11 protein-coding genes are annotated in these 13,918 nt (G+C 63.9%); 3 read left to right on the forward strand and 8 right to left on the reverse strand.

The window, feature by feature from the left end; all coding sequences use genetic code 11:
- Positions 1-11: 11 nt before the first annotated feature.
- Both G520_RS0104745 and G520_RS25195 read right to left on the reverse strand, forming a co-directional pair.
- The gene (locus G520_RS0104745; RefSeq protein ID WP_211222768.1) at positions 12-872 is read right to left on the reverse strand and encodes a type 2 periplasmic-binding domain-containing protein; all 861 of its coding nucleotides are present in this window, start codon (positions 870-872) and stop codon (positions 12-14) included.
- Between the two features lie 268 nt (positions 873-1,140).
- Entirely contained in the window at positions 1,141-1,494 is a 354-nt protein-coding gene (locus G520_RS25195) for an arsenic metallochaperone ArsD family protein (protein WP_028534644.1), read from the reverse strand.
- Between the two features lie 322 nt (positions 1,495-1,816).
- Between G520_RS25195 and G520_RS0104755 the strand changes: the two genes are divergently transcribed.
- On the forward strand, positions 1,817-2,392 hold the full coding sequence (locus tag G520_RS0104755; RefSeq protein ID WP_156876879.1) for a hypothetical protein: 576 nt from the start codon (positions 1,817-1,819) through the stop codon (positions 2,390-2,392).
- 69 nt (positions 2,393-2,461) lie between these two features.
- On the opposite strand, the gene G520_RS0104760 is transcribed toward G520_RS0104755, so the two are convergent.
- The gene (locus tag G520_RS0104760) at positions 2,462-3,682 is read right to left on the reverse strand and encodes a beta-galactosidase (RefSeq protein WP_028534646.1); all 1,221 of its coding nucleotides are present in this window, start codon (positions 3,680-3,682) and stop codon (positions 2,462-2,464) included.
- Between the two features lie 405 nt (positions 3,683-4,087).
- Between G520_RS0104760 and G520_RS21595 the strand changes: the two genes are divergently transcribed.
- A complete protein-coding gene (locus G520_RS21595; RefSeq protein ID WP_036665427.1) occupies positions 4,088-4,690 on the forward strand; it encodes an ABC transporter ATP-binding protein in 603 nt (200 codons plus the stop codon).
- Positions 4,683-5,486 (forward strand): ABC transporter permease, encoded by an 804-nt coding sequence (locus G520_RS0104770; RefSeq protein WP_028534647.1) that lies wholly within the window; start codon positions 4,683-4,685, stop codon positions 5,484-5,486. The genes G520_RS21595 and G520_RS0104770 overlap by 8 nt, the downstream gene beginning before the upstream one ends.
- A 12-nt stretch (positions 5,487-5,498) precedes the next feature.
- On the opposite strand, the gene G520_RS0104775 is transcribed toward G520_RS0104770, so the two are convergent.
- From G520_RS0104775 to G520_RS0104795, 5 genes are all read right to left on the reverse strand, one after another.
- The gene (locus G520_RS0104775; RefSeq protein ID WP_028534648.1) at positions 5,499-7,250 is read right to left on the reverse strand and encodes an ABC transporter ATP-binding protein; all 1,752 of its coding nucleotides are present in this window, start codon (positions 7,248-7,250) and stop codon (positions 5,499-5,501) included.
- On the reverse strand, positions 7,240-8,991 hold the full coding sequence (locus G520_RS0104780) for an ABC transporter ATP-binding protein (protein WP_036665429.1): 1,752 nt from the start codon (positions 8,989-8,991) through the stop codon (positions 7,240-7,242). The genes G520_RS0104775 and G520_RS0104780 overlap by 11 nt, the downstream gene beginning before the upstream one ends.
- Positions 8,992-9,074: 83 nt before the next feature.
- Positions 9,075-12,215, reverse strand: coding sequence for an efflux RND transporter permease subunit (locus G520_RS0104785; RefSeq protein ID WP_028534650.1), 3,141 nt, complete (start codon positions 12,213-12,215; stop codon positions 9,075-9,077).
- A complete protein-coding gene (locus G520_RS21600; protein WP_051229054.1) occupies positions 12,212-13,381 on the reverse strand; it encodes an efflux RND transporter periplasmic adaptor subunit in 1,170 nt (389 codons plus the stop codon). The genes G520_RS0104785 and G520_RS21600 overlap by 4 nt, the downstream gene beginning before the upstream one ends.
- A gap of 261 nt (positions 13,382-13,642) precedes the next feature.
- Complete coding sequence (locus tag G520_RS0104795; RefSeq protein ID WP_028534651.1) at positions 13,643-13,915, reverse strand: hypothetical protein; 273 nt, start codon at positions 13,913-13,915, stop codon at positions 13,643-13,645.
- Between the last annotated feature and the right edge of the window lie 3 nt (positions 13,916-13,918).

The following is a 13,918-nucleotide window of genomic DNA, read 5'->3' on the forward strand; positions in this document are numbered from 1 at the left end:
CGGCCGACGTGTCACTGCCACCACCAGCTGGTGTCCACCATCGGCGTTCCGGCCGGCAGCATCGGGTTCTCCAGTCGGATTACATGGCGTTTTTCGGCTTTCATCATGGAGATTTCAGCCGCGTAGTAATGCTGAAACAGCGTACGCATCGATCCGTCTGCCATGGCCAGCCGCATGCCGCGATCGATTCGGCGCGCGAGCTCGATATTGTGGCGGTTGACCCAGAAGTAAATCGGGTACGGGAAGTACAGCGCCTTTGTCTGCTCTACGGCCAGTCCCTTGTAGTGTTGGCGAAGCGGCGCCTCGTGCCGTATTTCGTTGATTCCGCGCGGAAGGGCATCGAAGCGCTGATCAGCCAGCATGCCGAACAGATTTTCGTAACTGGTGGCCGTTTCGACGGTATAACCGGCCGCCTGCATGACGGCGAGGTCCGCCCACTGGGCATTCGAACCGAAAATCAGCCGCTTGCGCAGCTCTGCATCGCTCATGGCCGAGATTCGCGCCTGCTCCGCAGCGCGGATGATGAAGATGCGATAGCCGACCATGCCGCGCAGGATGTCGATTTTCACCGGCAACATATGCGCTTCGCGAACGGCATTGGTCCCGAGCGCTATCACATCGATCGCTCTCGATTCCAGCAACTGCTGCGCCCTGTCCTGGGTGACATCTTCGGCATAGGGCTCGAAGCGGACTTCCCTGCCGCTATCGCGAGTATGAGCCATCGCCAGTTCAAGCACCTTCCAGCGATAGTCGTATATCGGTCCGCTCGGATAGTAATGGATCGTTACACTGGCGGGCGGAGGGGGGGCGGGCCATGCGTTCGGGAACATGGCGCTGAGGATGATGCCGACGCACAGGCCGAGTCGGCGCATGCGCGGGGCCGGGCTGTCCCCGCGCGCGGACCGACCAGGGCTAGCAGTCGTTCGGCGGCGAGCCGGATCAGCCAGTGACGATCGCATGCTCATTCTCGGGCTTCCCTCCCGGCGCGGAATCTCGATTCGGGCGGGATACGATGATAATAGAAGACAGCTTACCTGTAATTTATGTCAGCTGTGTTCCGTCAGCAAGCCGGGTTGCGGGACCGGGGCCGGCATCTGGCGAAAACGCCGGGTTTGCGCCGGACCTGCCCGCCGACGACTCTCAGCCGCAGCCCAGGCCGCCGCAATTGTCCTGTTCCGACGGTCGTGCGGCATCGGTCAGTGCCAGCTGGCGCCAGCCCATCCAGTCCATCAGCTCGATGCGCTTGGGAAAGCGGCCGCTCAGAGCGACGACACCATCGATCAGGGTCAGCGGCAGCCCCGCCAATCCGTGTTGCGCGACAAAGGCGTTCGCGGTCGCATTTTTGAAGAAACCTTTGTGCTGCGGGTCGAAGCGTTCGATCTCGCAGCCATTCTTGCGCGCCCACTCCAGGTCGGCGGCGAAGGCGATGCGTAGCGGATCGGTTTCGGTTTCTGTTTCAACCGTAACCGGGTCGAAGATTTCGATCTTGCTCATGGTGCGGCTCCTGTTTACTGGCATATCTGCCCATTTTACGGCGGAAGTCGGCAGGCGGGGGGCGGATTTTCCGTCGGCGCGCCGGGTGTGGCTGCCCCGATTGCCGGGGGCGGCAATGTCGATTGAATACGATAATGCACCTTGTGACACAAACGTAGATCCCTTGGCCTGGGTGGTCGCCCAGGAGGGAAGGCCGGGGGCGGGGGGCTGTCGCCCTGGTTCAATCGGGATGCGAGCGGCCGGTGGGCCAGGGGGGAGGCCTTGACCACGCCTGTGCATCCCTGGGGGCGGCGGTGGGCGCAGAAGATCACAGGGAGCCGCGATGAGAATGAAATCGGGAGGGGAGCCGATGCTCGCCTTGCGTAGTTTTACCCTTGAAGACGAGCCTGCGCTGGCGCAGCGCTTTCTTGTCCTGCGCGAGGCCGCCCTGGGGCGCCATGCGTGCGCAACGGCTCAAGGCGAGGTCGGCGGCGCCGCACTGAGCGTGCGTTTTCTGGCCTGCTTCGCCGCTCAAGAGCATGAACCGGTCGGTGGCTTGATCCTGACTCTGCCCGAGCATGAGGGCGCGCGTCTGCCGGTCGAGAGCATACTGGAGTCGCGCGGCATGCTGGCGCCTGGCGAACGCATCAACCGGTCCACATGGCGCACCGGTTACGTGGGGGCACTGTGGCTGGCGCCCGGCATCGCCGGCAGCGGCGCGCTGCGCGCGGTGATGGATGCCGGTTTCGAACTGTGTTGCGCGGCGGGGATGGAGCGCATGGTCGGGCTGTGCTCGCCGCCTATGCTGACCGCTACGCTGCAGTATGGTTTCCGGGTCGACTTGCGCTTTGGCTGCGAGGGGTTTTTTCCGTATCCGGACGCACGCTATATGACGTCGGTGGTTTACCGGGACATGTAGGGACGGCGACATGAAAAAGGCCGGTCGGGAGGCGGCGATTCCGCCCCCCGACCGGCTGTCGCGTTTGATTTACTGAATGATCAGCGGCTGATAGCCAAGGGTGACCGTCTGCCCGGCCGCCATCGTCGACAGCAGGCCGACCTGGTAGACGCGGCTTGCGGTAGCGGGAATGGTGTAGCTGAGCGAGCCGACCGCCGAGTCGGCCCAGACTACGGTTTGCGGGCTGCCGGTCGCCGTGGCCAGCGTGCATTTCCACAGATAGTTGGTTTCTGTGCAGCCGGTTACCGTTTTGCCGGACAGGAAGGCGATGACACTGCTGATGGCCGGTTTCGCGCCCTGCGATGCATAGCTGGTCGGTTGTGCCATGCCGAAGGTTCCGTCGTCCCAGGCATACCAGAAGACGCGGCTGACACCGAAGGCGGCATCGATCAGGTAGCTGCGCAGCAGCAAGGCGTAGTCGAGATTGCTCGGGGTCTGTGTCTGGGCCACCGTGGTTTCAAAGATGGCGAACGGGACTCCGACTTCACTGTTCCAGATCGGCTTGGTCGTCAGGCCGTAGCTGTTGAGAATGCTGCGCAGACGTTGAATGTGTCCGGCCGATTTTTCCGGCCAGGCCGGGGCGTAGTACAGATGCCAGCTCAGAACGTCGAAGGTGCTTCCGCCGCCTGCATTGAGGAAGGACTGCAGCTTGAGGAACCAGTCGCCGGTGACATGGAAGGACGGAGACAGCACGCAGGCGCTCGGATCGGCTGCCTTGATTGCCTGGTAGGCCAGACGCGACAGCTGAACCAGGTCGTAGGGCTTGCCGGAGAAGAAGGACGTGCTGCCGCCGCCGTATACGGTCGGGAAGCTGACTTCGTTCCAGACTTCATAGCATTGGATCCGGCCGCGGTAGCGCAGGGCAACCTTGGTCACATAGTCGGTCCAGTCCTGAAGATTGGCCGGCGGCGCGGCGCAGCCGCTGCCGTAGGCACAGGATTCTGTCGGGCGGGAGGAAGCCCAGGCCGGGGTGCTGCCCAGCGTCAGGGTGATGCCTTGTCCTTGGCCTTGCGCCCGGGTTACCAGGGTGTCGAGCGTTGTGAAATTATAGACGCCGCGCTGGGGCTCGAGATCGGCCCAGCGCGTATAAGTGTCCCAGAACCGAACCTGCCCGAAGCCCATGCCGTTAGCTTGCGACTGTTGCGCGGACGCGTGGAAGTGGTAACCAAAGAAGGTGCTGTTGAACACCGGGTTGGCGTGAGCGGCGAGGCTGATGCACAGTGATGCGAAGAAGAGGCGAAGCACAGACATTTGAATCTCCAGTACCAGGGCTCCAGACGGCCCGAGAGTCTGTGTGTTCCGATATCCAGCGCTCCGCAGAGTGGCCGGGGATCAACAGGTTTAAACACACAGTCACTGTATAGGACACTTATTTTAAATATGTAATTGAATATGATTTAGTTTGAGGCGCGATGCGGCATCCGCAATGCATAAACCGTTGCGCTGCAAGGGTTGCGGCTTGGCGACGCCGGCGAGGAGGGCAAGATTTTATTTGTGAAGTTTTTGTGACACAACATTTGTCATGGATAAAATATTAAAAATTTCCTTTTGTGCTGAATTGTTCCCTTGGGAGGCACCGTGGCAGGAAGGACGCCAGGGCTTATAATGCCGCCAATCATGCCGGGCGGTTTGCAGCGGCGTTTCGATGGAGTGGTCATGCTGGAAGTCCGAAATTTGACGCGCTCCGGAGTGCACGGCGCCAGTTTCCGCGTTGCTCCGGGGGAGTGTCTGCTGATTCAGGGGCCTTCCGGGGCTGGCAAGAGCCTGCTGCTGCGCGCGATCGTCGATCTCGATCCCAATGCAGGCGAAGTGTGGCTGGACGGGGTGGAGCGCGCACGTTTTCCCGCGCCCCAATGGCGGCGCGCCGTCGCGTATCTGCCGGCCGAGCCCGGCTGGTGGGGCGATACGGTCGGGGAGCATTTTGCTTCTCCCGCCGCCGCATTGCCCGGTCTTGCGGCCCTGGGTCTGCCCGATGCCGCACTGACATGGCCGGTGGCGCGGGCTTCCACCGGCGAGCGCATGCGGCTGGCATTGGTGCGTGCACTGGCGGGCGCTCCGCGCGTGTTGCTGCTGGACGAGCCGACGGCGGCACTCGACCCGGCGTCGGTCGCGGCGGTGGAAGCCCTGATCGCGCAGTACCGGCAACGGGGTTTGACGGTGATCTGGGTGAGCCACGATGCCGCCCAGGCGCGGCGGGTCGCCACGCGCACCCTGTATTGCCGCGATGGCCGTTTCAGCGATGAGGACGAAAATGAATAGTTATATCTCACTCGGCTACCCCGAACTCGGATGCGCCAGTGTGCTGGTGTTGGCCAACGCCGGCCTGTCGCTGTGGCTGGAGCTCGGCATCGAACGCCAGCTGCTGCTCGCCGCCCTGCGGATGGTGGTGCAGCTGACCCTGATGGGGCTGGTGCTGGCGACGCTGTTTCGTCATGCCTCGCCGCTGTGGACGGCGGGAGCGGCGCTGGGCATGGTGGCTTTTGCCGGCTACGAAGCGGCAGCGCGGCAGGAGCGGCGTCTGGCAGGCATCTGGGCTTACGGGCTGGGTACATCCTGTCTGCTGGCCGCCGCGACACTGGTGACGACGTTTGCGCTGACCGGAGCCTTGCGCCCCGATCCGTGGTACGACCCGCGCTATGCGATACCCCTGCTGGGCATGATTCTAGGCAATACCATGACCGGCATCGCGCTCGGGCTCAATGGCCTGAGCAGCGGGCTGGTGACGCGCCGCGTGGCGATCGAGGTTCGCCTGCTGCTCGGCCACGACCGGCGCTCGGCGCTCGCGCCTGTCGTGCGCACCGCGTTGCGCAGCGCATTGATGCCCATCATCAACACCATGTCGGCATCCGGCGTCGTGGCCCTGCCCGGCATGATGACCGGGCAGATCCTGGGCGGCGTCGCGCCGGCCGACGCGGTGAAATACCAGATACTGATCCTTTTCCTCATCGCCGGCTCCTGTGGTCTGGGGGCGCTGGCGGCGGTGATGGCGGGCGTCTACCGGCTGACCGATGCCCGCCACCGGCTGCGACTGGACCGGCTGGCGCCCGCGCGCTGATGCCGGCTGGCGCTAGCGCGATGCCAGCGGTTCTTCGAGTTGCTGCAATTGGTAGAGCCGTTGATAGACCCCTCCCTCGAGCGCCAGCAATTGCTCGTGCGTACCGCGTTCCACGATGCGGCCGCGCTTGAGCACGATGATGGTGTCGGCACTGCGTATCGTCGCCAGCCTGTGTGCAATGGCGACCAGGGTGACCTTGCCGTGCAGCGCCGCGAGTGCGAGTTGCACTTTCTGTTCGGTTTCGGTGTCGATGTGCGAAGTGGCTTCGTCGAGCAGCAGAATGCGCGGCTCGCCGGCCAGCGCGCGCGCGAATGCCAGCAACTGCCGCTGCCCGCCCGACAGCCGGGCGCCATCGGCACCGAGCTCGGTGGCGTAGCCTTCGGGCAGCGCAGCGACGACCTCGTCCAGTCCTGCCGCGCGCGCCGCGCGCTCAATCGTCTCGCGCGCGAGGCCGCGCCCCATGTCGATGTTTTCCAGTACGCTGGCGGATAGCAGGAAAGGCTCCTGCGCAACCAGGCCGACGTCGCGGCGGAACGCGGTTTCGGCGATGGCGTTGATATCGACGCCATCGAACTCGATATGGCCGCTCTGCGGCGAATAGAAACGCAGCAATAGCGACAGCAGCGTCGATTTGCCGCTGCCGGTATGGCCGACGATGCCGACAAAGCCGCCGGCCGGAATCTCCAGGTCGATGCCGTTGAGCACCGCCGGGCCAGCATGGTAGGCAAAACCGAGCCCGCTCAGGGATATGCGCCCGGCGCCGATGGTGGCGGCAGCGCTCGGTGCCGGGGCGGAGGGTTCCTGCAGCAGGGTGTTCAGGCGCGCACTGGCGATGATGGCTTGTTGCAGCTGTCCGAATTGCATCGTGATCTGGATCAGGGGTTCGACCACGCGCGCGATATAGCTGACGAAGGCGTACAACACGCCGATCTCGAGCCCGCTGAGGTGGCGCAGGCCGAAACGGTAGAGCACGCCGGCCAGCAGCAGTACATTGAGCAGGTCCAGCGCCGGCCGCAGCAGCCAGGCGTTGGCGGCAAGTTCGACCCGGCGCGAGCGGTAATGGTCGCGGTTGGTGGCGGCGAACTGTTCGGCAAAGCGTGTCTCGGCATTGCTGGCTTGCAAAACGCTCATGCCGGCGATGCTCTCCGCCATGCGGGCATTGATATCGCTGCGCAGTTCCCGCGTTCGCGACACGGCCGGTGCGCTCAGCCGCTGGTAGCCATAGACGATGGCGAGAACGGCCGGAAACAGCGGCAGAACGATCAGCATCAAGCTCCAGTCCAGCCAGGCCATCGCCCCCAGCGCGCCGGTCAGCACGATGCTGCTGTCGAGCAAAACGAACAGGACCTGCACGTAGAGGGTCTTGGCGGCTTCCGTATCGTTGGTGACGCGGCTGATCAACTGGCCGGTGATGGCGCGGTCGAAATAGGCGAGCGGCAGGCCGAGCACGTGGCGGTAGACTTGCTCGCGCAGGCGGCGGACCGAGCGCATGGCGATGGCGGCCAGACGCACCAGTTGCAGGTAGCGCAGGCCGGACGCCGCGTAACCGCTGCACAGGGCGACGCCGAGCAGCAGCGCCATGGCGGCGAAATCGCTATGGCGCGGCAGAAGATAGCTATCGATATAGCGTTTGCTCAGCACCGGGCCGACCACTTCCAGCAAGGCCGCCAGAATCAGCCAGGCCAGGCTGGCGATCAGACCGCGCCGTTCGGGCGCGGCCGCATGCCCGAGCAGGCGCAGCGCCGAGCGGGTATCAGTTTGCATCGAGGCTGGCCTCCAGTTGTTGATAGCGCCACTGGCGCGCATACCAGCCGTCCGCGAGCAGTAGATCGTCGTGGCTGCCCTGGGCCGCGATGCGGCCATCCTTGAGTACGAGTATCCAGTCGGCATCGGCGACCGCACTCAGACGATGGCTGACAATGATGGCGCGCCGCCCGCGCCGCGCTTCGCGCAAATGCGCGAGGATGCTGGCCTCGGTTTCGGTATCGACGGCGGACAGGGCGTCGTCGAGCATGAGCAGCGCGCTGTCGGCCAGCAGCGCCCGCGCCAGCGCGATACGCTGCCTCTGTCCGCCGGACAGGGTGACGCCGCGCTCGCCGACCGGCGTGGCGTAGCCTTGCGGAAAGCGTTCGATATCCTGATGCACGGCGGCCAGCCGCGCGGCCTGCTCGATTTCGTCGCGGCGCGCGCCGCGGCGGGCCAGTGCGATGTTCTCGGCGATGGATGCCGAGAACAGGAAGGATTCTTGCGGCACCCAGGCGATGGCGGCACGCAGCTCGGATAGCGGGTAAGCCTGTATCGGGTGCATGCCCCAGCACGCGTGTCCTGCATCGGGATGGTAGTGCCGCAGGAGCAGACGCAGCAGGGTCGATTTGCCTGAACCGGTGGCGCCGACCACGCCCAGCGTCCGGCCGGCGGCCAAGGTGAAGCCGATTTCGCTCAGGGTCGCTTGTGCGGCGCCCGGGTAGCGGAATCCCAGCCCATCGACGCGGATATCGCCGTCCAGCGGCAACGGCGTTTCCAGCCCGCTATCGTCGACGCCGTCCGGCGCCGACAATACCGGCTCCAGCCGCGACCAGGCGGCGCGGCCGCGTTCGAACAGGGTCAGCACCCAGCCGGCGGCGAACATCGGCCAGATCAACTGGCCGAGGTACATCGAAAAACTCGTCAGTTGCCCGATGCTGATATAGCCATGCCATACCAGCCATGAGCCCGCGCCCAGCGCGAGGACGGCGGCGCTGGTGAGCGCCACGCCGACGACCGGCTCATAGGCGGCCTCCCAGCGCTGAGCCTTGAAACTGGCGTCGGCGGCGTCCTCGGCCAGCGCCGCGAAGGTGGTGGCGGCGCGTTCGCATTGGCCGAGTGCGCGCAGGGTCCGGATGCCGGTCAGGCTCTCCTGGACCTGGGCGTTGAGCGCGCCGAAACAGTTCAGCGCGCGATGCGAGGTACGAAATACCTGGCGCGAAATGCGGTTAAACGCGAGCGCCATCAGCGGGAAGGGCAGCAGCGCGCACAGGGTCAGCCGCCAATCCACCCCCAGCGTCATCATCGCCAGCACCATGAGCAAGGTGAGTATGCCGTCGAAGCCGGCGAGAACCGCCTCCCCGGCGGCCATTTCCACCGCATCGATATCGTTGGTCGCCAGCGCCATCAAGTCGCCGCTCGATTGACCGAGGTAGAAGGTCGGGCCTTGAAGCGTCAGGCGCAGGTAGAGACGTGTGCGCAAATCCATGCCGAGCTGGTAGGCGGCGCCGTAAAGCCGCTGTCGCCAGCCTACGCGCAGAAAGTAGATGGCGAAGCCGGCGGCCACGAGTTCGGCCAGCGCGATGCCGAGCGCGGCATGGGTGAGGCGGTGCGAGGCCAGCGCGTCGACGACGGCGCCGACATGGCGCGGGATCCATACGGTCAGCGCGGCGACACCGGCGAGCATCAGGGCCGATGAGGCGTAATTGCGCCATTTCTGGCGGATAAAACGGGCGACCAGGCCGAACAGGGACGTATGCATGCTCTCTTCGCCGGAAAATGGAAATGGCGGACACCCGGTATCCGCCATCGAAAGAGCGATGATGACTTAAGACGCTGGCCGGATCAAGCCGCCGTCTTGCGCCGTTCGGCGCGGGCGGCCTTGCGGCTCATATACCAATAATGCGCGCGGTCGAGGTAGAGGTAGACCACCGGCGTGGTGAACAGTGTCAGCGCCTGCGATACCACCAGCCCGCCGACCATGGCGTAGCCGAGCGGCCGGCGCAATTCCGATCCGGCGCCATGGCCTAGCATCAGGGGCAGCCCCGACAGCAGTGCGCACATCGTGGTCATCATGATGGGCCGGAAACGCAGCAGGCAGGCCTGGTAGATCGCTTCGCGCGGGGACATGCCGCGCTCGCGTTCGGCATGCAGCGCAAAGTCGATCATCATGATGCCGTTTTTCTTGACGATGCCGATCAGCAGAATGATGCCGATCAATGCGATTACCGACAGGTCGTAGCCGCCCAGCATCAATATCAACAGCGCGCCTATCCCGGCCGAGGGCAGGGTGGACAGAATGGTCAGCGGATGGATATAGCTCTCGTATAGCAGGCCGAGCACGATATACACCGCGATCAGGGCGGCCAGGATCAGATAGGGCTGGGTCGACAGCGAGTCGCCGAAGGCCTTGGCGGCCCCCTGGAAATCGCCTGTCAGGGCCATGGGCACGCCCATTTTCGCCTGTTGCTTGTTGATGGCGTCGACCGCGTCGCCGAGTGCAACGCCCGGGGCCAGGTTGAACGAAATCGTCACTGCCGGGAACTGGCTCTGGTGACTGATGGACAGATAGGCCGTTCGGGAGGTATCGAGCTTGACGAAGTTCGACAGCGGAATCTGGGTGCCGTTCAGGGGAGACGTCACGTAGATCTTGTCGAACAGTTGCGGGTCCTGCTGGAGCTTGGGCGTGGCTTCCAGTACCACATGGTAGCTGTTGACCTGGGTGAAGAACTGCGCGACCTGACGCTGCCCGACCGCGTCGTAGATCGTGGCGTCGATCAGCGCCGGGGTGATGCCGAAACTCGAGGCGCGCGCACGGTCTATGGTGAACGATGCGGCGGCCGCCTGGTTCTGCTGGTCGGAGGCGACGTCGGTCAGCTGCGGCAGGGTGCGGAAGGCATCCAGCAGTTTCGGGGCCCAGGTGTTGAGCTCGTCCAGATTGGCGTCGGTCAGCGTGTACTGGTACTGGGTCCGCGCGAGGCGTCCGCCGACGTTGATGTCCTGGCCGGCCTGCAGGAACAGGTTGACGCCGGGGACTTTGGCCAGCTTCGGCCGCAGGCGGGCGATGACTTCATCGGCGCTGGCGGTGCGTCCCTGGTCCTTGGGCTTGAGGCTGATGTAGAAGTTGCCGGTATTGTAGGTCGTCTGTCCGCCGGACATGCCGAAGGCCGTCACATCGGGGTCGCGTCTGACCACGTCGGCGAGCGCGATCATGCGTGCATTCATCGCCGCGAAACCCGAGTCTTGCGCCGATTCGGCAAAACCGAAGACAAAGCCGGTGTCCTGCTGCGGGAAGAAGCCTTTGGGAATGAACCAGAACAGCAGGACGGTCAGCGCGAGCGTCGCGAAAAACACGCACAGTGTGACGAACTGGTGGCGCAGCACGACATTGAGACCGCGCTTGTAGCCGTCGAGCATGATGTCGAAACCGCGCTCGAACCACTGGTAGAGCTTGCCGTGGTGCTCGGCGTGGTGATCCTTGAGAAAACGCGAGCACAGCATGGGCGTGAGTGTCAGCGAGATCAGCACCGATACGCCTATGGTCAAGGTGACGGTGATGGCGAATTCGCGGAACAGCCGACCGACGATGCCCCCCATCAACAACAAGGGGATGAAGACCGCGACCAGCGATACCGAAATCGAAATGATGGTGAAGCTGATTTCGCCGGCCCCCTTGAGAGCCGCTTCCATCGGCGACATGCCGTCTTCGACGTGGCGGTAGATGTTTTCGAGCATCACGATGGCATCGTCGACGACGAAACCGACCGCGATGGTCAGCGCCATCAATGACAGATTGTCGAGACTGAAACCGGCGACGTACATGGCGGCGGCGGTGCCGAGCAGCGACAGCGGAACCGTGGCACTGGGGATCAGCGTGGCCGGAATATTGCGCAGGAACACAAAAATGATCATCACCACCAGCGCGATGGTCAGCACCAGGGTGAACTCGACGTCGGTGACCGAAGCGCGGATGGTCTGAGTGCGGTCGATCAGGGTATTGACGTGCACGGTCGGCGGAATCGCCGCTTTCAGCTTGGGCAGGGCCGCGTTGATGCGCGCGACGGTTTCGATCACGTTGGCACCCGGCTGCTTGGTGATGGCCAGTACGATCGAGCGGCCGTTGGTGATGTTGCTGTCAGGCGGCGCCGCGCGCCCGGCGAAGGCCCAACCGGCCTGTTTCATATTCTCCGGCGCATCGACGGCGACCCCGACGTCGCGCACCCTGATCGGTGCGCCGTTCTTGTAGGCGAGCACCACATCGTTCCACGGAGCGGCTTTCAGCAACTGGTCATTGGTGTAGACGGTGAAACTTTGCCGCGGTCCGTCCACCGTGCCCTTCGGCGAATTGACGGTCATATTGGCGATGACCGGCCGGATGTCTTCCAGCGACAAGCCGAGCGAGGCGAGCTTGGCCGGGTCGACCTGGATGCGGACCGCCGGTTTTTGCGCGCCGCCGATATTGACCAGCCCGACGCCGGGGATCTGCGAAATCTGCTGCGCGAGAATCGTGTCGGCGTAGTCGTTGACCTGAATCAGCGGCAGGGCATCGGACTGAACCGACATTACCATGATGGGCGAGTCGGCCGGATTGACTTTGCGGTAGGTCGGCGGGTTGGGCATATTGCTCGGCAACTGCCCGGTCGCCGCGTTGACCGCCGCCTGCACGTCGACCGCCGCCGCGTCGATATTGCGGTTGAGGTCGAACTGCAGGGTGATCTGGGTCGACCCCAGCGTGCTGGTCGACGTCATCTGCGACAGGCCGGCGATCAGCGAGAATTGCCGTTCCAGCGGTTGCGCCACGTTGGAGGCCATGGTCTCCGGGTTGCCCCCCGGCAGGCTGGCCGAGACCTGGATGGTCGGGAAATCGACTTGCGGCAGCGGTGCGACCGGGAGCAGCGGCCAGACCGCGGAACCGATCAGCAAGATGGCAAAGGCCAGCAGCGAGGTGCCGATCGGACGCTTGATGAAATTGGCGGAGATACTCACTTGCCGGCCCCTTGCGTCGATGGTGCGGCGATTTCAACGCTGCGGGCGCCCGGTTTCAGCTTGTACTGGCCGTCGACCACGACCCGCTCGCCGGGCTTGAGGCCGGATTCGACCAGAGCGAAGCCGTCCTGGATCTGGGCGATTTTGAGTGCGGCCATGCGTACGCGGCGGTCCGGATTCAGGACCCAGGTGTAAGGTCCGTTCTGGTTGCGCACGACGGCGGCGGCGGGGATGGTCAAGGCGTGGGCGCGGGTGCCGAGGCTCAGATGGACATTGACGTACTGGCCCGGCCACAGCGTGTGGCCGGCATTGGCGAAGGTGGCCTTCAATTGAATCGTGCCGCTGCTGCTGTCGATCTGGTTGTTGACGAGCGTGAGCCGTCCGCGCGCCAGCACCTGATCGCTGATGCGATCGATGGCCTCGACCGCGAGCGGGGTGGGGCTGGCGGCCTGCGCCTGATTGATCGCGCCGATCTTTTCGCCGGGCAGGGTGAAAGTCAGGGAAATCGGATCGATCTGATTGATGACCACCAGACCGGTCGTATCCGAGGCATGCACGATGTTGCCCGGGTCGACCAGACGGGCGCCGACGCGTCCGGACAGCGGCGCGGTGATGGTGGTATAGCTCAGTTGCACCTTGGCGTAGCTGACGGCGGCTTCGTCGTTCTGCACCGTGCCCTCCAGCTGCCCGACCTGAGCACGCTGCGTGTCGTAAGTCTGTTGCGTGGTCGAATTCTGCTTGAGCAGGGTGGCATAGCGTTGCAGGTCCAGTCTGGCATTTTCCAGCGTGGCGCTATCGCGCGCGCGTTGCGCCTCGGCCTGTTGCAATTGCGCCTGCAGCGCGCGCGGATCGATCCTGGCCAGCAACTGGCCGGCTTTGACGGTCTGGCCTTCGCTGAACGCGACCTGCTGCAGCTTGCCGTCGACCTGGACTTTGACCGTGACCGTGGCATTGGGCTGTACGGTTCCGACCCCGGTCAGATACAGCGGCACGTCGCCCTGCGTCACAGCGGCGGTGCTGACCGGAACCGGGGCATTGGCGGGATTGCCGGCGGCCGGTTTGCCGGACTTGTGGACGTTGTTCCAGACAAGAAAAACCGCCAACAGAGCCAGGGCCAGGCCCAGCCAGTGGACGGGGCGCCATGTCGACAAATGCTTGCTTACCATCGTGCTGTTCTCACCGTGATCATCGTCGCTTCGGGGGAAGTGTGTCTTAAGCGGCCGGCCATAAGCGGGCGGCAGACATCAACCTGGGGGAGCATACCGTCATTGACGTGAACTGAGCGTGTGTTTTTATTAGTAAATATGTCATCGCCGTGTTCCGAGCTGCGACGGCGTTACAGGAAGCGGCTCTCCGACCTGGCAAAATTTGGGAAAATACCGTTTTCGCGCGTTATCGGCGCGAAAACGGCAGTCGGCAGAATGTGTTTAATTGGCCGGTGCCATCGGCATCATTTTGCCATCCTTCATCGGCATCATTTTTCCGTCTTTCATCGGCATGGACGCCATCATTTGCTGACATTGGGCCGAATAGCTCTTCATATGCTGCAAGTGTTTTTGCAACAGGGCGTCGCGCTGTTTGGCATCGGTCGTGTGTGCGATCTGCGTCATTTCCTGCTGCATGCTTTGCAGGTCCGGCGCGGCGGCCTGCGCGGCGGCGGTGCCCAGCAGGGCGACGAAGGCAAGTTTTGAAATAAGCATGAT

The sequence above is a fragment of the Paludibacterium yongneupense DSM 18731 genome (assembly GCF_000422925.1).
Classification (GTDB): domain Bacteria; phylum Pseudomonadota; class Gammaproteobacteria; order Burkholderiales; family Chromobacteriaceae; genus Paludibacterium; species Paludibacterium yongneupense.

Bases quoted from the DNA above. Each gene is read 5' to 3' on its own strand.
- G520_RS0104745 (WP_211222768.1), bottom strand. From the start codon at position 872: ATGCGCCGACTCGGCCTGTGCGTCGGCATCATCCTCAGCGCCATGTTC.
- G520_RS25195 (WP_028534644.1), bottom strand. From the start codon at position 1,494: ATGAGCAAGATCGAAATCTTCGACCCGGTTACGGTTGAAACAGAAACC.
- G520_RS0104755 (WP_156876879.1), top strand. From the start codon at position 1,817: ATGAGAATGAAATCGGGAGGGGAGCCGATGCTCGCCTTGCGTAGTTTT.
- G520_RS0104760 (WP_028534646.1), bottom strand. From the start codon at position 3,682: ATGTCTGTGCTTCGCCTCTTCTTCGCATCACTGTGCATCAGCCTCGCC.
- G520_RS21595 (WP_036665427.1), top strand. From the start codon at position 4,088: ATGCTGGAAGTCCGAAATTTGACGCGCTCCGGAGTGCACGGCGCCAGT.
- G520_RS0104770 (WP_028534647.1), top strand. From the start codon at position 4,683: ATGAATAGTTATATCTCACTCGGCTACCCCGAACTCGGATGCGCCAGT.
- G520_RS0104775 (WP_028534648.1), bottom strand. From the start codon at position 7,250: ATGCAAACTGATACCCGCTCGGCGCTGCGCCTGCTCGGGCATGCGGCC.
- G520_RS0104780 (WP_036665429.1), bottom strand. From the start codon at position 8,991: ATGCATACGTCCCTGTTCGGCCTGGTCGCCCGTTTTATCCGCCAGAAA.
- G520_RS21600 (WP_051229054.1), bottom strand. From the start codon at position 13,381: ATGGTAAGCAAGCATTTGTCGACATGGCGCCCCGTCCACTGGCTGGGC.
- G520_RS0104795 (WP_028534651.1), bottom strand. From the start codon at position 13,915: ATGCTTATTTCAAAACTTGCCTTCGTCGCCCTGCTGGGCACCGCCGCC.